This window comes from Nocardioides sp. SLBN-35 (assembly GCF_006715725.1).
Lineage (GTDB): Bacteria > Actinomycetota > Actinomycetes > Propionibacteriales > Nocardioidaceae > Nocardioides.
Genome location: NZ_VFNU01000001.1, coordinates 3,848,512 through 3,871,126, shown reverse-complemented (window position 1 = coordinate 3,871,126; position 22,615 = coordinate 3,848,512). Strand labels below are relative to the sequence as shown.

18 protein-coding genes are annotated in these 22,615 nt (G+C 71.9%); 8 read left to right on the top strand and 10 right to left on the bottom strand.

The window, feature by feature from the left end; translation table 11 throughout:
* Positions 1 to 32 precede the first annotated feature (32 nt).
* Positions 33 to 1,286, top strand: coding sequence for a multidrug effflux MFS transporter (locus FBY23_RS18675; protein ID WP_222117870.1), 1,254 nt, complete (start codon positions 33 to 35; stop codon positions 1,284 to 1,286).
* 395 nt (positions 1,287 to 1,681) lie between these two features.
* Here the strand turns inward: FBY23_RS18675 and FBY23_RS18670 are convergent, their stop codons facing one another.
* The 3 genes from FBY23_RS18670 to FBY23_RS18660 are packed head-to-tail and all read right to left on the bottom strand — an operon-like array spanning position 1,682 to position 3,786.
* Complete coding sequence (locus tag FBY23_RS18670) at positions 1,682 to 2,194, bottom strand: pyridoxamine 5'-phosphate oxidase family protein (protein ID WP_141799513.1); 513 nt, start codon at positions 2,192 to 2,194, stop codon at positions 1,682 to 1,684.
* Positions 2,195 to 2,203: 9 nt separating this feature from the next.
* Positions 2,204 to 3,286, bottom strand: coding sequence for a hypothetical protein (locus tag FBY23_RS18665; RefSeq protein WP_141799512.1), 1,083 nt, complete (start codon positions 3,284 to 3,286; stop codon positions 2,204 to 2,206).
* Positions 3,283 to 3,786: a SigE family RNA polymerase sigma factor gene (locus tag FBY23_RS18660; RefSeq protein WP_222117869.1), complete on the bottom strand. Its 504-nt coding sequence runs from the start codon at positions 3,784 to 3,786 to the stop codon at positions 3,283 to 3,285. Before FBY23_RS18660 ends, FBY23_RS18665 begins: the two co-directional genes overlap by 4 nt.
* 118 nt (positions 3,787 to 3,904) lie before the next feature.
* Between FBY23_RS18660 and FBY23_RS18655 the strand changes: the two genes are divergently transcribed.
* Positions 3,905 to 4,678, top strand: a complete 774-nt coding sequence (locus FBY23_RS18655; RefSeq protein WP_141799510.1) for an N-acetylmuramoyl-L-alanine amidase — start codon at positions 3,905 to 3,907, stop codon at positions 4,676 to 4,678.
* Here FBY23_RS18655 and FBY23_RS18650 read toward each other — a convergent pair.
* The 5 genes from FBY23_RS18650 to glp all read right to left on the bottom strand — a co-directional run bounded on the left by FBY23_RS18650 (position 4,666) and on the right by glp (position 11,460).
* Positions 4,666 to 5,043 carry a hypothetical protein gene (locus FBY23_RS18650; RefSeq protein WP_141799509.1) on the bottom strand — a complete coding sequence of 126 codons (378 nt, stop codon included), beginning with the start codon at positions 5,041 to 5,043 and terminating at the stop codon, positions 4,666 to 4,668. The two genes, FBY23_RS18655 and FBY23_RS18650, sit on opposite strands and share 13 nt — an antisense overlap.
* Before the next feature lie 88 nt (positions 5,044 to 5,131).
* Positions 5,132 to 6,463: a maltokinase N-terminal cap-like domain-containing protein gene (locus FBY23_RS18645; protein WP_141799508.1), complete on the bottom strand. Its 1,332-nt coding sequence runs from the start codon at positions 6,461 to 6,463 to the stop codon at positions 5,132 to 5,134.
* Positions 6,460 to 8,157 carry a maltose alpha-D-glucosyltransferase gene (gene treS / locus FBY23_RS18640; protein ID WP_141799507.1) on the bottom strand — a complete coding sequence of 566 codons (1,698 nt, stop codon included), beginning with the start codon at positions 8,155 to 8,157 and terminating at the stop codon, positions 6,460 to 6,462. Before treS ends, FBY23_RS18645 begins: the two co-directional genes overlap by 4 nt.
* On the bottom strand, positions 8,154 to 10,172 hold the full coding sequence (locus tag FBY23_RS18635) for an alpha-1,4-glucan--maltose-1-phosphate maltosyltransferase (protein ID WP_141799506.1): 2,019 nt from the start codon (positions 10,170 to 10,172) through the stop codon (positions 8,154 to 8,156). The genes treS and FBY23_RS18635 overlap by 4 nt, the downstream gene beginning before the upstream one ends.
* A gap of 46 nt (positions 10,173 to 10,218) precedes the next feature.
* Positions 10,219 to 11,460, bottom strand: a complete 1,242-nt coding sequence (gene glp, locus FBY23_RS18630; protein ID WP_141799505.1) for a gephyrin-like molybdotransferase Glp — start codon at positions 11,458 to 11,460, stop codon at positions 10,219 to 10,221.
* A 295-nt stretch (positions 11,461 to 11,755) separates the two neighbouring features.
* Between glp and glgP the strand changes: the two genes are divergently transcribed.
* Positions 11,756 to 14,341, top strand: a complete 2,586-nt coding sequence (gene glgP, locus FBY23_RS18625) for an alpha-glucan family phosphorylase (protein ID WP_141799504.1) — start codon at positions 11,756 to 11,758, stop codon at positions 14,339 to 14,341.
* Positions 14,342 to 14,353: 12 nt separating this feature from the next.
* Here the strand turns inward: glgP and FBY23_RS18620 are convergent, their stop codons facing one another.
* Both FBY23_RS18620 and glgX read right to left on the bottom strand, forming a co-directional pair.
* Complete coding sequence (locus tag FBY23_RS18620; RefSeq protein WP_141799503.1) at positions 14,354 to 15,853, bottom strand: S28 family serine protease; 1,500 nt, start codon at positions 15,851 to 15,853, stop codon at positions 14,354 to 14,356.
* A 59-nt stretch (positions 15,854 to 15,912) separates the two neighbouring features.
* Positions 15,913 to 18,000 carry a glycogen debranching protein GlgX gene (glgX, locus tag FBY23_RS18615; RefSeq protein ID WP_141799502.1) on the bottom strand — a complete coding sequence of 696 codons (2,088 nt, stop codon included), beginning with the start codon at positions 17,998 to 18,000 and terminating at the stop codon, positions 15,913 to 15,915.
* A 137-nt stretch (positions 18,001 to 18,137) separates the two neighbouring features.
* Here glgX and FBY23_RS18610 point away from each other — a divergent pair, with 137 nt between their 5' ends.
* From FBY23_RS18610 to FBY23_RS18590, 5 genes are all read left to right on the top strand, one after another.
* Entirely contained in the window at positions 18,138 to 18,923 is a 786-nt protein-coding gene (locus FBY23_RS18610; RefSeq protein ID WP_141799501.1) for an enoyl-CoA hydratase/isomerase family protein, read from the top strand.
* A 5-nt stretch (positions 18,924 to 18,928) separates the two neighbouring features.
* On the top strand, positions 18,929 to 19,318 hold the full coding sequence (locus FBY23_RS18605) for a hypothetical protein (RefSeq protein ID WP_260806084.1): 390 nt from the start codon (positions 18,929 to 18,931) through the stop codon (positions 19,316 to 19,318).
* Positions 19,319 to 19,482: 164 nt separating this feature from the next.
* Complete coding sequence (locus FBY23_RS18600; protein WP_141799500.1) at positions 19,483 to 20,283, top strand: electron transfer flavoprotein subunit beta/FixA family protein; 801 nt, start codon at positions 19,483 to 19,485, stop codon at positions 20,281 to 20,283.
* 25 nt (positions 20,284 to 20,308) lie between these two features.
* Entirely contained in the window at positions 20,309 to 21,271 is a 963-nt protein-coding gene (locus tag FBY23_RS18595) for an electron transfer flavoprotein subunit alpha/FixB family protein (protein WP_141799499.1), read from the top strand.
* A 107-nt stretch (positions 21,272 to 21,378) separates the two neighbouring features.
* Entirely contained in the window at positions 21,379 to 22,602 is a 1,224-nt protein-coding gene (locus FBY23_RS18590) for a phospholipase D-like domain-containing protein (protein WP_141799498.1), read from the top strand.
* Positions 22,603 to 22,615 lie beyond the last annotated feature (13 nt).

The following is a 22,615-nucleotide window of genomic DNA, read 5'->3' as shown; positions in this document are numbered from 1 at the left end:
GTTGAGTCTAGCCCGTGCGCCATGATGCGCGGGTGAGTGAGCGCATCGGCTGGAGGTACACCGTCCTCGTCCCGGCGGTGCTGGCGGTGCTGTCGATGATCGGGCCCTTCAGCATCGACACGCCGTTCCCGGCGTTCCCCGAGATGGGGCGCGACCTCGACGTCGACACCGGCGCGCTGCAGCTGATCGTGACCGTCTACCTCGGCTCGTTCGCCCTGATGAGCGTCTTCCACGGCCCGCTGTCCGACGCGGTCGGCCGGCGGCCGGTGATGGTCGGCGGCGTCGCGGTCTACGTGCTCGCCTCGCTGGGCTGCGTCGTGTCCGGCAGCCTGCCGCTGCTCCTGGTGTGCCGCGCCCTGCAGGGCCTCAGTGCCGGCGGCGCCACCATCGTCAGCCGGACCGTGATCCGCGACCTCTTCGACGGCCCGCAGGCGCAGAAGCTGATGAGCCGGGTCGCGATCATATTCGGCCTCGCGCCTGCCGTCGGACCGCTGCTCGGCGGGGTGCTCCTGCAGCTCGGCCCCTGGCAGCTGATCTTCGGCTTCCAGGCCGCCATGGGTGTGCTGCTGATCGCTTCCGTGCTCTTCCTGCTCCCCGAGACCCACCCGCGCGAACGCCGGGTCCCGCTGCAGGTCGGTGCCGTCCTCGGCGGCCTGGTCGAGGTCGCCCGGGTCGGCGCCTTCCACCGCCTCGGCTGGGCCACCGCGCTGATCTTCGGCGCCCAGTTCCTCTACATCGGCGGCGCCGCCATCTTCGTCGTGGACGTCCTCGGCGAGGGCGAGCTCGACTTCTGGAAGCTGTTCGTCCCCATGATCGGCTCGATGATGCTCGGCTCGTGGCTGTGCGGCCGCGCCGCCGGCCGGATCTCCGCCCGCCGCCTGGTCTCCTGGGGCTGCACGACGTCCTTCGCGGGCGGGGTGATCGGCGTCCTCGTCGCCTCCCTCGGAGCCGGCGACGAGCTGCCCTGGGCCGTCATCGGCGTGTCCCTCATCGCCCTCGGCAACGGCATCACGTACCCGACCATGCAGCTGATGCTCCTCGACCGCTTCCCGGCCCGCCGCGGCGCCGTGGTCTCGCTCGCCACGTTCATCGCCCTCGTCCTCAACGCCGTCACCGCGGTGGCCGTCGTACCCGTGATCGGCGGCTCGGCCCTCGGCTTCGCCGTCGCCGCCCTCGTCGGCGTCGGCGCCGGCCAGCTGTGCTGGAGCTGGCACGTCGCCGTCGAGGACCGGGACTGCGCCGTCTCCAGGGACGTGGGCGAGCGGGAGCCGGTCGAGCTGCTGTAGGTCGTTGCATGAATCCCCGGTCGGCCGGGGATTCATGCGCTTGTCAGGGGTTGCAACGCCCGACAAGCGCAGGAAATGCCTGACTGCTGTGACGCAAGTGATAGGTGGGGGCCCGGTCGCGGTCAGAGCCCGCGGTGCTCCCGCCGGAGCCGGCGGATCCGTTGGACGTTCTGCCATGGGCTGAGCAGGGCCCCCTCGGCGACCAGGCGCACGAAGTACCGGGATCGGCGCCTGTACGCCCTGGCGCCGCTTCTCCATCCAGATGATGTCGACGGCGTCGTCCATGCTCATCCGCTTCCGGTCCCGTCTGATCCGTCGGATCGCGGCCTTGAAGACCGCGCGCATCTCCTCGGGCGCCGCGATCCACGGCAGGTCCGTGAAGTCGCCCCCGGGCATCAGCGCCGCCAGGTCTGCCGCGGCGCGAATCCGCCGCGTCGCAGCCAGTGCTCCGTGTAGACGATCCGGTCCGGCGTGATGACCGTGAGCGGGTCGGCCGGCGGCTCCGAGAGCGAGCGGCCACGCTCGACGTGGTCGGACTGCCAGCGCACCGCCTCCCAGTACGCGTCGGCGTCGGGGTGGTCGCGCTCGAGCGTGCGGGCGGTGCCGAACAGCTGTGCGCCGCGGCTGCTCGCCTGGCCGACCAGCGGGGCCACGATGCCGGCCGAGACGCGGGGGTCGCGGGCCAGGTTGCGCGACTTCGGCGATGCGTTCCAGCTCGTGTAGAAGATCTCGAGGCCGAGGCTGAAGTAGCGGACCGGGGTGGCGGCGGGTGCGCCCTCGGCGTCGACGGTCGCGATCACCGCGGTGTTCAGGCTGGAGAGCAGGTTGAGGATCCGCTCCTCGAGCTGCTCCCGCGGCAGCACGCCGTCGGGCGAGGGTCCGGCGAGCCACGGGTTGGTGACGGGCATGCCCGATCCTCACATGTCGACCCCGATGAACTGAGGGTCCCCGCCCTTCCCGCTCAGCCGGTCCAGCTCCGTGCAGCTGCCGGGGGCGATCACGCAGTCGTGGACGGTGCCGTCGGCGGTGGCGACGAGGACGGTGCCGTCGGTGTCGACGGCGTACCAGGCGGGACCGTCCTGCTGCGTGCGCGGACCGACGGCGAGGATGACGGGCTCGTCGCCCGGGGCGGTCGGCTGGAGGGTGCTGCTCCAGTACAGGACGTAGCGGCCGTCGAGCGTGAGCTGGGCGTCGATCCCGGGCCCCTCGACCAAGCGCAGGTCACCGGGGACGGTCGGCCGGGGACCGGTGTAGAGGACCACGCCGCCACGTACGTCGGCGACGCGGGTCTTCGGCGGGGCGAAGTCCTGCCAGGTGTCGTCCGCAAAGGTCCAGGTGCGGGTGCCGGCCGCGTCGCGGACGAACACCCGGCCGCTGTCGATCCCGTCGACGACGAGGTCGTCGCACGCCCCGCAGTCGAGCGTCGTGGACCCCACGTCGGCTCCCGTGTCGAGGTCGCGGACGGTGATCGTCGCGACCCCCTCGCGCAGCGTCGCCCAGGCCACGAGCGGCGCCTGCGCGTCGACCTTCGCCGTCGGGTGGAACCCGGCCGGGGCGTCGAGCGGACCCGTCACCAGGCGCACCACCGAGCCGGACGCGTCGAGCAGCATCGGCCGGCCGGCGTCGAAGAACACCACACCGCGGGGGGTCGCGACGGCGTCGGTGTCGAGGTAGGTCAGCTTCCCGTAGTCGAACGAGCGTCCACCGAGGTGGATCGTCACCCCGGGGTCGGCGTACGCGCGGGCACCGTGGGTGAGGTCGAGCGCCCCCACGGAGGCGTACGCCGGGTCGCGGACCGCCTGCCCGTCGTGGCCGGTCCCCGGCAGGGTGACGGCCAGGCCGATCCCCGCGGCGAGCACGGTGGTCGCGGCGAGCGCGGCCGTCGTACGCCGTCGCCGGCGCAGCCGACGTCCGGCGGCCCGGGCGGTGGACAGGTCCGCGGGAGGCACCGCGAAGTCGTCGATCCGCTCGGCGAGCAGGTCGCTCAGCTCGATGGTCACTCGTCGTCTCCCGTCGTGAAGGCGCCACATCGGCGCAGGCCGGTGAGCGCGGCCGCGGCCTGGGACTTGACCGTCCCGCGCGAGCAGCCGAGCGCGAGTGCGATCTGCTCCTCGCTGAGGTCCTCGTAGTAGCGCAGCACGATGACCGCGCGCTGCCGCGGCGGCAGCGCGCGGACCGCGGCCCACATCCGGTCGCGTTCGGCGACGGCGCCGTCATGGGCCTCGGCGACCAGGCCTGTCTCGACGGTCGGATGGGGCCGCTCGCGCCGCGACCACGCCTTGCGGCGCAGGCCGAGGATCTCGTTGAGGACCATCCGGCGCAGGTAGGCCTCCGGGCTGTCGGCCCGACGTACCCGTCCCCACGAGGCGTACGCGCGCGCGAAGGCAGCCTGGACGGCATCCTCGGCACTGGCAGCGTCGTCCGCGACCGCACGCGCCATCCGGTACAGCCGCGGCCACTGCGCCGCGAACAGGTCGGCGTACTCCCGCTCGTCGTCCACCAGCACCTCCTCGACGAAGGATGCCGGAGGTGGCGCGGTCCCGAGACTCTCCATACCCCCAAGATGTCGCCGGGCGCCCGTTCGGTTGTGTCGGTCGTGCCGGTGTGATGATGCGGGCATGGCTCGTCTCGTGGTGCTCGCCGTCCTGGCCGTCCTCACCGGCCTGATCACGCCCGCGGCCCCGGCGTCGGCACACTCCCCGGCGACCGTCCGTGCGCACCTGCCGCTCGCCGGGCGGGTGGTGGTGATCGACCCCGGCCACCAGCTCGGCAACTCCCGCCACCGCGCCGAGATCGCCCAGCCCGTCCCCGCGGGCAACGGCCAGACCAAGCCGTGCAACACCACGGGTACGGCGACCAACGGCGGCTTCCCCGAGGCGACCTTCACCTGGCGGGTGGCCCGCCGTGTCGCCGAGCGGCTGCGCGCGCTCGGCGCCGAGGTCGTCCTGACCCGTACCACCAACAGCCGCGCCGACTGGGGGCCGTGCGTCGACCTCCGCGGCCGGCTCGGCAACGCCGGGTACCGCGGCTGGGACCGCCCCGCCGACCTCAAGCTCAGCATCCACGGTGACGGCTCGCTCAGCGGAGGCCGCGGCTTCCACGTCATCGTCGCCGCGAAGCCCGAGGGCCAGGTCGCGTCCACCGCCTTCGGCCGCACCGTCCGCGGCGCCCTCCACGGACGCGGCTTCCGCAACGCCACCTACACCGCCGGCGGCCGCGGCCTCACCCACCGCTCCGACCTCGCCACCCTCAACCTGTCCGAGGTCCCGACCGCGATGGTCGAGCTCGGCAACATGCGCAGCGCCGCCGACGCCCGGGTGATGACCTCGGCGAAGGGACAGAGGCGGTACGCCGCCGCCCTGGCCACCGCGGTGCGACGCTACCTCGGCTGAGCCCCGCGGGCGGCGTCCGAGCGCTCGAACGCCCACGCCGACAGCCCGAACATCCCCGCGAAGCCGGCGCTGAGCCAGAGCACGTCGAGCGTCTGGGCGTCCTCGGCGAGCCCGGAGGACACCGCGACCGCGCCCGCGAGCAGCACCGCGGCGGCCGTGACGCCCAGCGCCACCGCCAGGCCCCGCGCGCGCAGCCGCGCCAACGCGGCGCCGGCGAGGCCCACCAGCAGGGCACCGACGTAGAGCAGGTCCGGTGGGCCGCCGTCACCCACGATGCCGAGGGCGGCGATGCCGAAGGCGAGGACGAGCGTGGTGCCGAGCGCGACGACCGCGCCGGCGGCGTACCAGGTCCTCGAAGTCCTCATGCCCCGCACGCTACGGCCCCGCAGGGGCAGGAGGTGGTCGGGAATCGTGGAGATCTGGTGCAGACCGCTCGAGCGGCCAGACGCAGGCTCAGCCGGCCGTCAGCCGAGCGACCCCCGCCAGCGGGATCGGCAGCCAGGTGGGCCGGTTGCGCGCCTCGTAGGTGCACTCGTAGACCGCCTTGTCGACGACGTACGCCGTCAGCAGCGTCCGGGCGGCCGGCCACAGCGGCTGCCCGCCCAGGTAGGCGGCGAGGAACGCCTTGCGGTTGCGGCGCGCCCACTCGTCGGCCCGCACCCCGCGCTGGTGCAGCACGTCCGGATCCTCCTCGGGCATCGACTCGGCGACGGCGTGCGGCGCATAGTCGAAGGAGCGGAGCATGCCCGCGACGTCGCGCCACGGCGAGTCGGGGAGCACCCGCTCGGCCAGCGGCTTGGCGGGCTCGCCCTCGAAGTCGACCAGCTTCCAGCCGAGTACGGTGCGCAGCGTCTGGCCGAGGTGGAGGTCGCCGTGCACCCGCTGGACGGGTACGTCGCCGAGCCCGGCCACCGCCGCGAACACGGCCTGCGCGGACGCGGCGTACTCCTCCAGCTCCGGCACCACCTCGACGGCCGCCGTCAGCCGGTTGGCCATCGCGGTCGCCAGGTCGGCGCCGGCGACGGACGTCGTGGGGAACGACTCGGCCAGCTGGGCGTGCACCTCGGCGAGCGCGGTGCCGAGCCGGGCGGCCTCGCTGGCGAAGTCGCCACCGACCTCCTCGGCATGCAGGTCGGCCTCGGCGAACAGGTCGCGCACACTGGCCAGCGCCAGGTCCCAGCCGTCGCTGGCGGTGCGCAGGAACTGCTGCAGCATCCCGAGCTGCAGGTCCTCGACCTCGATCCAGCCGTAGAGCTGCGCGACGTGGGGCGACCCGGCCTCGGTGAGCACCCGGTGCGTGGTGATGTCGGGGTTCTCGCCCGGCGTCACCTTGCGGAACATCTTGAGCACCGAGTCCTCGCCGAACAGCACCGACGAGTTCGACTGCTCGCCGCTGAACAGCGAGCCCGGCGCGTCCAGGTCGAGGTCGTGGCCGGGCAGCCGCACGAACCCCGGCCGCTCGCCGAAGGCCCGCAGCAGGTGGGCGGTCGCGGCGCGGTCGTGCAGGGCGTCGTACGCCGGCCGCGCGCTCCCGTCCTCCGCCGGCGGCCAGTGGCCGACCTTGGCGTGCTCGAGCCGGTCCTGCGGCTCGTCGTACAGCGCCAGGGGGACCTGGTAGAGCTCGCGCTCGGCGCCGTCGTACGTCACCTCGACGAGCAGCAGCACGACCTCAGGGTCGGTCCCGAGGCGCAGCAGCTCGCGGGTGCCGGTGACGGCGAACGCGCGTCCTTTCCCGCCGAACCAGCGGCTGTGCTCGAGGAACGGGGCGAGGAACGAAGCAGTCACAGCACCGGCCTCCCGGTCGTCTCCGGATCCGTCAACCGGAACCAGTAGAAGCCGTGCCCGCTCAGCGTCAGGAGATACGGGAGCTCACCGATCTTGGGGAACGGGACGCCGCCCAGCAGCTCCACCGGCACCCGGCCCTCGAACCGGCGCAGGTCGAGCTCGACCGGCTGCGGGAAGCGGGAGAGGTTGTTGACGCACAGGATGACGTCGTCCGCGTCGTGCTCGCGGACGTAGGACAGCACGGTCGGGTTGGAGCCGCCGAGGTCGCTGAAGGTGCCGAGCCCGAAGGCGTCGTGCTGGCGGCGGATGTGGATCATCCGGCGGGTCCAGTGCAGCAGCGAGGAAGGGTTCTCCAGCTGCGCCTCGACGTTGACGCTCTGGTAGCCGTAGACCGGGTCCTGGATGGTCGGCAGGTGCAGCTTGCCGGGTGTCGCCGAGGAGAATCCGGCGTTGCGGTCGGGGGTCCACTGCATCGGCGTACGCACGCCGTCGCGGTCACCGAGCCAGATGTTGTCGCCCATCCCGATCTCGTCGCCGTAGTAGAGGACGGGGGAGCCGGGCAGCGAGAGCAGCAGCGCGGTGAACAACTCGATCTGGTTGGTGTCGTTGTCGAGCAGCGGCGCGAGCCGGCGGCGGATGCCGATGTTGGCCTTCATGCGGGGGTCCTTGGCGTACTCGCCCCACATGTAGTCGCGGTCCTCGTCGGTGACCATCTCGAGGGTCAGCTCGTCGTGGTTGCGCAGGAAGATGCCCCACTGGCAGCCCGACGGGATGTCCGGCGTCTGCTCCATGATCTCCGAGATCGGGAAGCGCGACTCGCGGCGCACGGCCATGAAGATGCGCGGCATCACCGGGAAGTGGAAGGCCATGTGGCACTCGTCGCCGCCGACCTCCGGGTCGCCGAAGTACTCCACGACGTCGGTCGGCCACTGGTTCGCCTCGCACAGCAGCACCCGGCCGGGGTAGTTGTCGTCGACGAAGCGACGCACCCGCTTGAGCATCTCGTGCGTCTCGGGGAGGTTCTCGCCGTTGGTGCCGGGCCGCTCGTAGAGGTAGGGCACCGCGTCGAGCCGGAACCCGTCGAGGCCCATGTCGAGCCAGAACGCCATCGCCTCCAGCATCGCCTCCTGCACCTTGGGGTTGTCGAAGTTCAGGTCGGGCTGGTGGTGGAAGAAGCGGTGCCAGTAGTACTGGCCGCGGGTCTGGTCCCAGGTCCAGTTCGACGGCTCGGTGTCGACGAAGATGATCCGCGCGTCCTGGTAGAGCTCGTCGGTGTCGGACCAGACGTAGAAGTCGCCGTACGGGCCGTCGGGGTCGCTGCGCGAGGCCTGGAACCACGGGTGCGCGTCGCTGGTGTGGTTCATGACGAAGTCGATGATCACCCGGATCCCGCGCTCATGGGCGGCGTCGAGGAAGGCGTGGAAGTCCTCGACGGTGCCGATCTCGGGCAGGATCCCGGTGTAGTCGGCGACGTCGTACCCGCCGTCGCGCAGCGGCGAGGTGAAGAACGGCGGCACCCACAAGCAGTCGACGCCCAGCCACTGCAGGTAGTCGAGCTTCTCGGTCAGGCCCTGGAAGTCACCGGTGCCGTCGGCATTGGAGTCGCGGAAGGAGCGGACCAGCACCTCGTAGAAGACCGCGGTGCGGAACCACTCCGGCTCCTCGTTCAGGACGATCGACTCGGCCGTGGTCATGCGTGCCCCTTCACGGTCAGGATGTGCGCCGGCTGCGCCGGGTCGAGCCGGACGTAGCTGTTCTCGGTCCAGGTCCACTCGCTGCCGCTCAGCTCGTCGTGGACGGTGAACGACGTGCCAGGCTCGAGGCCGAGCGCCGCGAGGTCGAGGTGGACCATCGACTCGCGGACCTGGTGCGGGTCGAGGCTGAGCACCACGATCACAGTGTCGTCCACGGTGTCGTCGCCCGCGCGCTTCGACCACGCCACGACATGGTCGTCCTCGGTGCGGTGCAGGCGCAGGTTGCGCAGCAGCTGCAGCGCCGGGTGGGCGCGCCGGATCTCGTTGAGCCGGGTGACGTACGCCGCCAGCGGGCTCGGCGCCGTCCAGTCCCGGACTCGGATCTGGTACTTCTCCGAGTCGAGGTACTCCTCGCTGCCCGGCTTCACGGCCACGTGCTCGCCGAGCTCGTAGCCGGCGTACATGCCCCAGGACGGCGAGGACATCGACGCCAGCACGGCACGGATCCGGAAGGCGCCCGGGCCGCCGTACTGCAGGAACTCGTGGAGGATGTCGGGGGTGTTGACGAAGAAGTTCGGCCGGATCCGGTGCGCGGACTCCTGGGACACCTCGCGCAGGTAGTCCTCGACGTCGACCTTCTCGGTGCGCCAGGTGAAGTACGTGTAGGACTGGTGGAACCCGATCGCGCCGAGGGTCTGCAGCATCGGCGGCTTGGTGAACGCCTCGGCCAGGAAGAGCACGTCGGGGTCGGTACGCCGGACCTCCGCGAGCAGCCACTGCCAGAACGCGACCGGCTTGGTGTGCGGGTTGTCGACCCGGAAGATCCGCACCCCGTGGGCCATCCAGTGGCGTACGACGCGCAGCACCTCGGCGGAGATCCCGGCCGGGTCGTTGTCGAAGTTGACCGGGTAGATGTCCTGGTACTTCTTCGGCGGGTTCTCGGCGTAGGCGATGGTGCCGTCGGCGCGGGTCGTGAACCACTCGGGGTGCGCGGCGACCCACGGGTGGTCGGGCGCGCACTGCAGCGCCAGGTCGAGCGCGACCTCGAGGTCGAGCTCCTTGGCGGCGGCGACGAACGCGTCGAAGTCGCGGATCGAGCCGAGGTCGGGGTGGACGGCGTCGTGGCCCCCGTCCTTGCTCCCGATCGCCCACGGCGAGCCCTTCCAGTCCGGGGGAGTTGCCTCGCCGTCGGGCAGCACCGTGTTGTTGGGGCCCTTGCGGTTGACCTCGCCGATCGGGTGGATCGGCGGCAGGTAGACGACGTCGAAGCCCATCGCGGCCACCGCGGGGAGCCGCTCGGCCGCCGTACGGAAGGTCCCGCTGGTGACCTCGCCCGTCGCCGGGTCGTAGGTTGCGCCCTCGGAGCGGGGGAACAGCTCGTACCAGCTGCCGAACAGCGCACGGGACCGGTCGACGTACACCGGGAACGGGCCCTCGACGGTGAGCAGGTCACGCAGCGGGTGGGCCTCGAGCGTGGTGACGACCTCGGGCGACTCGAGCTGTGCGAGCCGGGCCTCGACCGGCCTGGCGTCGTCCGTGGCAGCGGCGATCGCGGCCTCGACGGTGGCCTTCTCCGCCTTGGTGAGGCCGCCTGCGGCCAGGACCCGCTCGAACAGCAGCCGGCCCTCGGCGAACATCAGCTCCACGTCCACGCCGGCGCGGATCTTGATCCCGGCGTCGTGGAACCAGGTCCCGAGCGGGCTGGACCAGGCGTGGATCTCGAACGACCACGGGCCCTCGGCGTCGGCGCTCACCCATGCCTCGTAGCGGTCCACGGTGAACCGGTCGCGGGTCGGCAGCGCCTGCATCCGCACCGGTGGTCGTCGTACGCCGTCCGGCCCGACCAGCACCACCTCGGCACCGAGGCGGTCGTGTCCCTCGCGGAACACGGTCGCGCTGACCGGGAAGGGTTCGCCCAGGCTGGCCTTGACCGGCAGGCGAGCGCCCCCGGTGGGGTTGCTGGTTCCGGCCTCGAGGACCGGCTCGACGTCGATCACGGGGATGCGTCCGACCATGACTCGAACCTATCGAGTCACTGATGGGGTGCGTCCAGTCGTGTGGCTAGTCGGACGCCAGGTCCCAGACGTCCACCGGGTCGCCGGCCGCCAGGGGAGCGCCGTCGGCCGGGAGGTCGATGAGCGCGTCGGCGCCGGCGAACCAGCCGAGGAAGGCCGAGCCCGGGGGACCCCACGGCGCGACCGTCCCGGCGGTGCGGTCGAGGCGGGCGCGCCGCAGCTGGCGCTTGCCCCGCAGCGGCTGGAGGGGCTCGGTGAGCGTGGCGCGCACGACGGTGCGCTGCGGGCGGGGGTGCCCGAACGCCAGCCGCAGCGCGGGCCGCACGAAGACCTCCCATGAGGTCAGCGCGCTCACCGGGTTGCCGGGCAGGCAGATGATGGGCGTCTTCTGGTTCAGGAGGCCGGAGCCCTGCGGCATGCCGGGCTGCATCGCCACCTTCACGAACTCGACCCCGCGCGGTCCCAGCCCGTCCTTGACCACCTCGTAGGCCCCGGCGCTGACGCCGCCGCTGGTGATGACCAGGTCGACGTCGCCCGCCGCGAGCTCGCCGTCGAGCAGCGCCAGGAAGGTCGGTACGTCGTCCTCGACCCACAGCTTGCGCACCGCCACGCCGCCGGCCTCCTCGACCGCCGCCGCGAGCAGCGCCCCGTTGGCGTCGCGGATCTGGCCGGATCCGGGCGCGGGGTCCTCGGCCAGCTCGCTCCCGGTCGACACGACGAGCACCCGCGGGCGCCGTCGTACGACGACCTCGCGGACCCCGAACGCGGCGAGGACGCCGAGCTGGGCCGGTCCCAGCGTGCAACCGGTCGACAGGACCTCGGCACCCTGCGCCACGTCGGACCCGGCGGTCCGGACGAAGCTCCCCACGTCGCGCGCCTCGCGGATCTCGACCGTCTCGGTCCCGCCGTCGGTCACCTCGACCTCGACCACCGCGTCGGCACCCGCGGGTACGGCCGCGCCGGTCATGATCCGCCGCACCGTCCCCGGCGCCAGCTCACCCACCGGCGCCCCGGCCGGGATGTCCTCGCCGACGCTGAGGCGGACCGGCGTGTCGGGCGTCGCGCCCGCGACGTCGGCCGCGCGCACGGCGTACCCGTCCATCCCGGAGTTGTCGAACGCCGGCAGCGGCTCCGGCGCGGTGACGCTCTCGCCCAGCACCCGACCGAGGGCCTGCTCGAGCGGGACCGTCTCGGTCGGCCACGGCCGGTCCGGGCCGTGCCCCGCGGCGAGGAGGGCGGCGACGTGGCGCTGGTGCTCGGGGACCGGGCGGAGGGGTGCGGTAGTCATCGGCGCCAGCCTAGGCCGATCGCCTCCGGCGGCTCGGGTGGTCGCTGCGGTTCAACTACCGAATTCGTCACCGACGGCGGCGCCCAGCGACGAATTCGGTAGTTGAGCCGGAAACACCCGCCCCGTACTCGAGAAGTACGACGGGCGAGGCGGCCCCCATGACTCCACCCCGCCCGTCTGTACCACCACAACGGAGGTGGGCACGCCCGCGTTACGCGGAACCCCGCGTCACATCTATCTCGTCCGATGCCACCGCCTATTGGATCGTTCAAGTCCGATTGGCTAACGTCGGTCCATGCGTGCGATCCGGAGGTTCACGGTCCGCCCCGTCCTGCCCGACGCGCTCGCCTCACTGGGCGAGCTCGCGGCCAACCTGCGCTGGTCCTGGCACCCGCCGACCCAGGCGCTGTTCGAGGCCATCGACGACCGTCTCTGGCAGGAGTCTGGGCGCGACCCGCTGCGGATGCTGGGTGAGGTCAGCGCGGAGCGGTGGGCCGAGCTGGTGGCCGACGACGACTACGTACGACGGGTGGCCGAGACCCGAGCCGACCTGGCGTCGTACCTCACCGAGGACCGCTGGTACCAGCGCGCGCAAGCAGCCGACCCGGACGCGACCTGGCCGAGCTCGATCGCCTACTTCTCCCCGGAGTACGGCATCACCGCCGTGCTGCCGCAGTACTCCGGCGGCCTCGGCATCCTCGCCGGCGACCACCTCAAGGCCGCCAGCGACCTCGGCGTCCCGATCGTCGCCGTGGGGCTGCTCTACCACCACGGCTACTTCAAGCAGGCGCTCTCGCGCGACGGATGGCAGCAGGAGAGCTACCCCGTCCTCGACCCCGACGAGCTGCCGCTCTCGCTGCTCCACGAGCCCGACGGCAGCCGTACGACGATCGCGATCCGGATGCCCGACGGCCCGGACCTGCTCGCCCGGGTCTTCGTGGCGAGCGTGGGCCGGGTGCCGCTGCTGCTGCTCGACACCGACGTCGAGGAGAACCCGGAGGCCTACCGGCTCGTCACCGACCGGCTCTACGGCGGCAACACCGAGCACCGCCTGCGCCAGGAGCTGCTGCTCGGGGTCGGCGGCGTGCGGGCGCTGCGCGCCTACTCCCGGATCACCGGCGCCCCCGCGCCCGAGGTGTTCCACACCAACGAGGGACACGCCGGATTCCTCGGCGTGGAGCGGATCCGCGAGCTCACGGCCGACAGCGACCTCGACTTCGCCGCCGCGCTCGAGGCGGGCCGCGCCTCGACCGTCTTCACCACCCACACTCCGGTGCCGGCGGGCATCGACCGGTTCCCGCGCACGCTGGTCGAGCAGTACCTCGGCGAGCACGGCGCCACCCCCGGAGTCCCGGTCGACCAGGTGCTGGCGCTGGGTGCCGAGGACTACGACGGCGGCGACCCCGGTGTGTTCAACATGGCGGTGATGGGCTTCCGGCTCGCGCAGCGCGCCAACGGCGTCTCGCAGCTGCACGGCCACGTCAGCCGCGGCATGTTCAACGGCCTGTGGCCGGCGTTCGACGAGGCGGAGGTGCCGATCGCCTCGATCACCAACGGCGTGCACGCCCCGACCTGGGTCGCACCCGAGGTCGCCGCGCTCGCGGAGGCGCAGGGCGCCGACTACCACGGCGACGACGCCGCCGCGTTCTGGGCGGCCTTCGACAAGGTGCCCGGCACCGAGGTGTGGAGCACCAAGCGCGCGCTGCGCCAGCGGCTGGTCGACGACGCCCGCCGCCGGCTGCGCAAGTCGTGGGAGAAGCGCGGTGCCTCGCCGGCCGAGCTCGGCTGGATCGACGACGCCCTCGACCCCGACGTGCTGACGATCGGCTTCGCACGCCGGGTGCCGTCGTACAAGCGACTCACGCTGATGCTGCGCGACCCCGACCGGCTCAAGGCACTGCTGCTCCACCCCGAGCGTCCGGTCCAGCTGGTCGTCGCCGGCAAGGCGCACCCCGCCGACGACGGCGGCAAGCGGCTGATCCAGGAGCTGGTGCGCTTCGCCGACGCCGAGGACGTGCGCCACCGGATCGTGTTCCTGCCCAACTACGACATCGCCCTCGCCCAGCCGCTCTACCCGGGCTGCGACGTGTGGCTCAACAACCCGCTGCGCCCCTACGAGGCCTGCGGTACGTCGGGCATGAAGGCCGCGCTCAACGGCGGCCTCAACCTGTCGATCCTCGATGGCTGGTGGGACGAGTGGTACGAGCCGGAGTTCGGCTGGCCGATCCCGTCCGCCGACGGGCTGGAGGACTACTCCGACCAGCGCGACGACCTCGAGGCCGCCGCCCTCTACGACCTCATCGAGAACGAGGTCGCACCCCGCTTCTACGACCACGACCACGAGGGCGTGCCCGCGGGCTGGATCGCGATGCTGCGCGCCACCTGGGCAAACCTCGGCCCCAAGGTGCTCGCCACCCGGATGGTCCGCGACTACGTCGAGAAGCTCTACGCACCTGCCGCCCACAACGCCCGCGCGCTCGCAGCCGTCGAGAACGGCGCCCGTGACCTGGCCGCCTGGAAGGCCCACGTCCGCGGGGCCTGGGGTGGCGTCCGGGTCGAGCACGTCGAGACCGAGGGCATCGGCGATGTCGCCGAGGTCGGCGCCGTCCTCCACGTCCGCTCCTACGTCGCACTCGGGGAGCTCTCGCCCCAGGACGTCGAGGTGCAGCTGGTCCACGGCCGGGTCGACGCCGAGGACGACATCGTCGCCGCGGCCGCCGTCCCACTCACCCTGGTCGAGTCGTACGACGGCGGCCGCCACCGCTTCGACGGCGACGTCGAGCTCGGCCGGTCCGGTCCGTTCGGCTACACGGTCCGCGTGCTGCCGCGCAACCCGCTCCTGGTCGCACCGGCCGAGCTCGGGGTCGTGGCGCTGGCCTGACCCCGCGAGGCGTCAGCGCCCGGGCGGGCGCAGGTAGTCCGGGCGCCGGTCGAGGCCGGGGACGTGGGCGGGGCGCCCGTCCGCGGCGACCTCCTTCGCCGCGCGGTCGTCCGGACCGAGCCCGGCCCACGCGAGGATCTGCGCGGTCGCCGCGAGCCGTTCCGCCTCGGGCAGCTGGGCGATCCGGGCGCCGTGGGTGCCGCCCGCGACGACGTGCACCGAGCACTCCCGCTGGACCGCGCGTCGCCCGCACTCGAACGCCTCCGCGCCCCACGGGTCGTTGCCGCCGTACACGTAGAGCATCTCGGTCGACCGGGTCCGCACCCAGCGGTCGATGTCGGCCATCGCCCGGCGGTCGAACGCGATCGGCTTGAGCTCGTCGGGCACGAAGTTCGCCCCGCCCCAGCCGCCCGGGTGCTGGAGGACGTCGGCCAGCGGCGCCTCGTAGGCCTCGTACCAGCCGAGCTGATAGGCCGCCTGGTAGTAGTACGCGAGCGTCCCGAGCAGGCCCTGGTCGAGATAGCCGGTCAGCGGCACCACGCCCTGGGTCCAGGCCCAGACCTCCTCGTTGGTGGCCTCGGGACCGGGTACGTCGGCGCACGCGGACTGCGGGGAGTACTGCCAGAAGGTGAAGTACAGGTCGACGACCGCCGTCTCCATGCCGCGGTCGAGGCTGCCCAGCACCTCCCAGGTGTCACCGGTCGCCTCGGCATCGGCCCGGGTGCGCTCGAGGAACCAGGCCCGGTCGGGCCCGAGGATCCGCCGCTGGACGGCGGTGAGGGCGGCCCGGCACTGCGGGTCGGTGCCGACGTTCGCCAGGAACTCGTTGTAGGCGTCGTGGTCGTTGTCGACGTCGTTCGGCGCGACGTACGGCACCGTCCCGTCGACGTCGTCGGGGAAGAAGCGGCGGTGGTATGTCGCCGTCATGCCGCCCTTGGAGCCGCCGGTGGTGATCCAGCTCTCCCGGTAGATCCGCTGGAACGCGCGGATGATCCGGTGCTGGTCGGAGGCGGCCTGCCAGATCGTCAGCTGCCGGGGCCAGTCCGGGGAGTCGGGGATCGACGGCTCGAAGAAGCGGTACTCCATGCTCAGCTGGTTGCCGTCGACGATCTGCGTCGGCTCGCTGCGGCTGGGGTTCTGCGAGACGTTGTAGCCGCTGGTGTACATCACCATCGGACGGCTGGTGTCCTTGTGCAGCAGGGTCAGCCGCTGCTCGAACGTGCCGGCTTCGGGGTGGCGGTGGTCGACCGGCTGTCGGAAGGTGATCTTGAAGAACCGGTAGCCGGCCGGTGCGGCCGCCTCGGTGATCGAGGTGACGCCGCGCAGGCTCCGGACCCGGTCGAGGATGTCGCCCTCGGCGTCCGGTGCGCGGCCCGCGACGGACAGCGCCGCCGCGGGCGAGCCCGGTGAGGGCGGGGTGGACGTGGCCGGTACGACGCCGGCGGTGACGGTGAGCCCGATGGCGACCAGCGACGCCAGTGCGGCGCCGAGGACGGTCCTGGATCGAGGCATGGGTGACCTCCCGAGATAGGTGTGACGGTGACCACAACCTAGGCCATCGCGGCTCATGCTCAGGACTCCTCCTGCATCACCACCACCGATCGCGGGCCGATGGGCACGACCCCGCCGACCGCCACCTCGGTGCCGGCGGCCAGGTCCGGGTCGGTCGAGAGCACGACCGCGCCGGCGTGCACCCAGTCGTTGTCGGGCAGGTGCACCTCGACCGGGTCGGCTCCGGCGTGGAACCAGATCAGGAACGAGGTGTCGATCTGCTGCTCGCCGTGCGGCCCCGGCTCGCGCAGCGGGCGCCCGGACACGAACATCCCGATGGTCCGCAACGTCGAGTCGTACCAGTCCTCGTCGGTCATCTCGCGCCCCGACGGGTGTAGCCAGGCCAGGTCCTTGGGGCCGCCGACGATGGCAGGACGGCCCTCGAACCAGTGCCGTTGCCGCAGTGCGTGGTGCTCGCGGCGCAGCCGCAGGGCCGCCCGGGTCACCTCGTAGACGTCGAGCCACGCGTCGTCGGCGCGCCAGTCGACCCACGAGATCTCGTTGTCCTGGCAGTAGGCGTTGTTGTTGCCGCCCTGGGTGCGCCCGCGCTCGTCGCCCGCGGTCAGCATCGGCACGCCGTTCGACAGGCACAGCGTCGCCATCAGGTTCGCCGCCTGGCGCCGCCGCAGCGCGACCACCTCGGGGTCCGAGGTCTCGCCTTCGACGCCGTGGTTCCACGAGCGGTTGTTGTCGGTGCCGTCGCGGTTGTCCTCGCCGTTCGCCTCGTTGTGCTTGGCGTCGTACGACACCAGGTCGCGCACCGTGAACCCGTCGTGCGCCGTGACGAAGTTGACCGAGTTGTACGCCGAGCGGCCGTCGTCGGCGTACAGGTCCGAGGAGCCCGCCAGCCGGGTGGCGACGGCGTGGGTGCCGTCGGAGTGGCCGCGCCAGAAGTCGCGGATCGTGTCGCGGTACTGGTCGTTCCACTCCACCCACGGCGGCGGCATCCCTCCGACGAGGTAGCCGTCCATCGAGGTGTCCCACGGCTCGGCGATCAGCTTCACGTGGCGCAGCACGGGATCCTGGCCGATCGCGATGAGCAGCTTGCAGGCCATGTCGACGGGGATCGCGTCGGGCCCGGCGGTGCGGGTCAGCGCCGACATCAGGTCGAACCGGAAGCCGTCGACGTGCATCTCGGTGACCCAGTAGCGCAGCGAGTCGAGGATCAGCCGCAACGCCAGCGGGTCCTCGGAGTCGACCGTGTTGCCGCAGCCGGTGACGTCCCAGTAGGTGTCGTCGTACCCCTCGGCCGTCGGGACCCGGCGGTAGAAGCCGCGGTCGTCGAGCCCACGGAATGAGTACGTCGGCCCCTCGGCCCCCGCCTCGGCGGTGTGGTTGTAGACGACGTCGAGGATCACCTCGATGCCCGCGGCGTGCAGCGAGCGCACCATCTGCTTGAACTCGGCGACCTGTCCGCCCCGGTCGCCGGACGAGGAGTACGACGCTTCGGGCGCGAAGTAGCCGATCGGGTTGTAGCCCCAGTAGTTCACGCTCCCGCGCTCCAGCAGCGCCGGCTCGGAGAAGAACTGCTGCACCGGGAGCAGCTCGACCGCGGTTACGCCGAGGTCCTGGAGGTACTGCGTCACGACCGGGTGTCCGAGCCCGGCGTACGTCCCCCTCAGCTCGGAAGGGATCCGGTCGTGCAGCTTCGTGTAGCCCTTGACGTGCAGCTCGTAGATCACGGTGTCACGCCAGCGCCGCCGCATCGGGGTGTCGTCGCCCCAGTCGAACGCCGGGTCCACGACCACGCTCTGCGCGTCGCCCTCGGTGCCGGCCACGGCCAGGCCGTAGGGGTCGAGCAGCAGCGTGTCCGGGTCGAAGCGCAAGCCCTCCTCGGGCTTCCACGGCCCCTCGACCCGGAATCCGTAGCGGGTGCCCGGAGCGATGTCGGGGACGGCGCCGTGCCAGATGCCGAGGGACTGCTCGGTCAGCGGCAGCCGGCGCTCGCCGGCCTCGTCGTCGTACAGGCACAGCCACACGGCGCTCGCCGCGGGGGAGTGCACGGCGAAGTTGGTGGCCTCGGGCGACCAGGTCGCGCCGAGGGGCCAGTTGCGTCCGGGCCACACCGGGGCCCGCTCTCCGAGGGTGCGCCAGAGGCCGGGGGTCACCCGCCCCATTGTGCCTGCGGCGCGCCGAGGTGCCGGGTTCAGGTGACCCGGCCGGTCCGGACGCGGCAGAATGCGGGGCGGGGACGGGGTCCCGACCCAAGAACGGGGCCCCGGTACGCCGTGACGAGAGGGAGCAGATGACTGCGGAGTTCGTGCGCTTGGAGGTCGCCGACGGCGTCGGGACCATTCGGCTCGACCGGGCCAAGGCGATGAACGCGATCAGCATCCAGGTCCAGGACGAGCTGGCGCTCGCCGCCGCCGAGGCGACCGACCGCAGCGACGTCCGTGCGGTCGTCGTGTGGGGTGGCGAGAAGGTGTTCGCCGCCGGCAACGATGTCAAGGAGATGGCCGACATGTCCTACACGGACATGGTCGACCGCGTGCAGAGGCTGCAGGACGCCGTCAACGCGGTGGCCCGGATCCCCAAGCCGGTCGTGGCGGCCGTCAACGGCTACGCCCTCGGCGGTGGCTGCGAGCTCGCGCTCGCCGCCGACGTGCGCTTCGCCGCGGAGAACGCGGTCCTCGGCCAGCCCGAGGTCCTGCTCGGCATCATCCCGGGTGCCGGCGGCACCCAGCGGCTGCCCCGGCTGGTCGGGCCCAGCAAGGCCAAGGACCTGCTCTACACCGGGCGGTTCGTGAAGGCCGAGGAGGCGCTGGCGATCGGCCTCGTCGACCGTGTCGTCCCCGCTGCCGACGTCTACGCCGAGGCCGTGGCCTGGGCGTCGACGTTCGCCACCGCGGCGCCGTACGCGCTGCGGGCGATCAAGGAGAGCGTGGACCGCGGCCTCGAGGTCGACCTCGAGACCGGCCTGCAGGTCGAGCGGCACAGCTTCGCGGCGATCTTCGCCACCGAGGACAGCCGCACCGGCATGCGGTCCTTCATCGAGAACGGCCCGGGCAAGGCCACCTTCGAGGGGCGGTGAGCCCGGTGAGCAAGAGTGACGACAACAACACGACGGCCGACGGCGCCACCGACCAGCACGGCCGGACGACGCCCGCGGCGACCCGCTCGCTGACCGCCGCCCGCGTCCGCGACAACATCGCCCGCGTCGTGTGGATGGTGTGCATGGCGCTCGCCCTGGTCCTGGCGATCGCGGCGTTCACCTATGCGCTCGAGGCCAACGACAAGAACAGCCTGGTCAAGGTGGTCCGCGACCTCGCCGACGTCTTCGACCTGGGCTTCTTCGACCTCGACAACCCGGTGAAGGCGTTCGCCGGCAAGAACGCCGTGGTCAAGACCGCGCTGTTCAACTACGGCCTCGCCTCGGTCGTCTACCTCGTCGTCGGGCGCGTGCTCGAGCGGATCATCCGGCCCTGACCCCGGCGGGTTCCCTGTGGCGGACGCCACGTGGACGAGGTTCCCGTCGTTGGTGACCGGGCGGTAGCCTGCGAGACGCTGTCCTCAGCGGACCAGAGCTGTTCCCTGCCCGATCACGCGGCAGGGCTCACGTTGCACAGGAAGGGGCCGGTCCGGCCACAACCATGACTCTCTCCAACATTGTCGTCCTTGTGAAGTACGTCCCCGACGCCACGGGTGACCGGAAGTTCGAGGCGGACAACACTGTCGACCGCGTCGGCGTCGACGGTCTCCTCTCCGAGCTCGACGAGTACGCCGTCGAGCAGGCTCTCCAGATCAAGGAGAAGCGCGCCGACGAGGAGATCACCGTCACCGCGCTGACCGTCGGTCCGGCCGAGGCCGAGGCCGCTGTCCGCAAGGCGCTGCAGATGGGTGCCGACAAGGCCGTCCACGTGCAGGACGACGCGATCGCCGGCTCCGACGCCGTGGCGACCTCGCTGGTGCTCGCCAAGGCGATCGAGAAGATCGGCGTCCCGGAGCTCGTCGTCGGTGGCCTCGCGTCGACCGACGGTGGCCTGAGCGTCGTCCCGGCGATGCTCGCCGAGCGCCTCGGCCTGCCGCAGGTCACCCTCGCGGCCGTCGTCGAGACCCAGGGCGACCAGGTCCGCATCAAGCGTGACGGCGACACCGCCACCGAGGTCGTCGGCGGCACCCTGCCGCTGGTCCTCTCGGTCACCGACCAGTCGGGCGAGGCTCGCTACCCGTCCTTCAAGGGCATCATGGCCGCGAAGAAGAAGCCGCTCGAGTCGCTGACCCTCGCCGACATCGGCGTGGACGCCTCCGAGGTCGGCCTCGACGCCGCGTGGACGAAGGTCGACAACGTGACCGCCCGCCCCGCGCGCACCGCCGGTGAGATCGTCAAGGACGAGGACGGGTCGGGCGCCACTGCGCTGGTCGAGTTCCTCGCGTCGAAGAAGTTCATCTGAGAGCCCCAGAGGAGATCGGTTAGTCATGTCTGAAGTTCTCGTTCTGGTCGACCACGTCGACGGCGCGGTCCGCAAGCCCACCTACGAGCTGCTCGCGATCGCCAAGCGCATCGGATCCCCCTCGGCCGTCTTCATCGGCGGTGCCGACAAGGCCGCTGCCGCCGCCGACGCCGTCAAGGCGTACGGCGCCGACAAGGTCTACGTCGTCGACGACGCCGAGATCAAGGGCTACCTCGTGGCCCCCAAGGCCGAGGTGCTCCAGCAGCTCGCCGAGAAGACCTCGCCCGCCGCGATCCTGATCCCGGCCTCGGCCGAGGGCAAGGAGATCGCCGGCCGCCTCGCGATCAAGCTCTCCTCGGGCCTGATCACCGACGCCGTCGACGTCCAGGTGAACGGTGACGACATCGTCACCACCCAGTCGGTCTTCGCCGGCAACTTCACCGTCGACGCCAAGGTCGTCAAGGGCACGCCGATCATCGCGGTCAAGCCCAATGCCGCCGCCCCGGAGGAGGGCGCGGGCGCCGGTGCCGTCGAGCAGTTCGCCGCCGCGATCTCCGACGGCGCCAAGACCGCCCAGATCGTCGCCGCGCAGCCGCGCCAGGCCACCGGTCGCCCCGAGCTCACCGAGGCCGCGATCGTGGTCTCCGGTGGTCGTGGCACCGGCGGTGACTTCACCGCGGTCGAGGGCCTCGCCGACGCGCTCGGTGCCGCCGTCGGCGCCTCGCGTGCCGCCGTCGACTCCGGCTGGAAGCCGCACACCTTCCAGGTCGGCCAGACCGGCAAGGTCGTCTCGCCGCAGCTCTACGTCGCCAACGGCATCTCCGGTGCGATCCAGCACCGCGCCGGCATGCAGACCTCGAAGACCATCGTGGCGGTCAACAAGGACGAGGAGGCGCCGATCTTCGAGCTCGTCGACTTCGGCGTCGTGGGTGACCTCCACGCCGTCCTCCCGGCCGTGACCGCGGAGATCGAGAAGCGCAAGGGCTGAGCCAGCCGCTCACCCGGCCGCGGGACGTCGTACTCCGGTACGGCGTCCCGCGCTGCTTTTCACCCCGCACCTTGGTCGATTAAATCAAGTGGCTTAGTGTTCTTCGAGTGAAGACCGTCGCCGCGCTGCTCCTGGTGCTCGCCACCCTGCTCGTCGCACCCGTGCCCGCGGCCACCGCGGACGACACCTGGCAGCCCACGACCGGGCCGACGTTCAACAACCCGATGGGCGGCTTCAAGGCGCGCACCAAGGTGGTCCGGCAGGTGCATGCGGCCATCCGGCACGCCCCGCCGGGCTCGACGATCCGGATCGCGACGTACAACATCGACCGCAACGACACCGCTCGGCTGCTGCTCAAGGCGCACAAGCGCGGCGTCCACGTGCAGATCGTCGTCAACGACAACATCGTCGGCCGGACCATCCGCGGGCTCCGGGCGCGGCTCGGCGCCAACCGCAAGGCCGAGAGCTTCCTCCACATCTGCACCAGTGCCTGCCGCAACGGCTCGCGCACCGGCAACCTGCACATGAAGGTCTACTCGTTCAGCCAGTCCGGCGCGGCCCGTTCCGTGGTGATCAGCAGCTCGAGCAACCTCGGGTACGGCGCCGCGGCGGGCCAGTGGAACGACGCGCTCACCTTCAGCAACGACGACGCGCTGTTCGCTGCGTGGACCCAGGTGTTCGAGCAGCTCAAGCGCGACCGGACGGCCGAGCCCCGGCACCTGGAGTACGACAGCGAGACCGTCGGCGCCGACTTCCAGCGGGTCCGGGTCGCACGGGCGGCGACCGGTGACCCCCAGCTGCGGCGGCTGCGCCGGGTGGACTGCGCCGCGCCCGGCGGCTTCGGCGACGGGCAGGGACACAGCGTGGTGCGGGTCAACATGTACGCCTGGTACGCCGGGCGCGGCGAGGCGCTGGCCCGCGAGCTCGCCTCGATGCGGGCCGAGGGCTGCGACATCGCCGTCGTGGGCTCGGTCGTGAGCGGGCCGGTCGTGAAGATCCTGCAGAAGGCCGGCATCCCGGTCCGGATCGCCGACTGGGACTGGGGCGAGAAGCTGTCGACCGCCGGCGACGAGATGGTCTTCGGGGCCCGCTGCTACTCCCACCTCAAGTACGTCACCGTCGACGGCACCTTCCGTGGCGCCGGCACCCAGGTGGTCTGGACCGGCTCGGAGAACTGGTCGCCGCCGGGCCTGAGCAGCGACGAGGTGACCTTCGAGGTGCACGACCCGGCCGCGGTCGCGGCGTACGACACCCAGTGGCAGAAGATGTTCGCCAGCACCCGGATCACCCACCGGCCCGGCATCCGGCCGACGTCGCGGCCCTGTCGCTGACCCTCTCTAGACT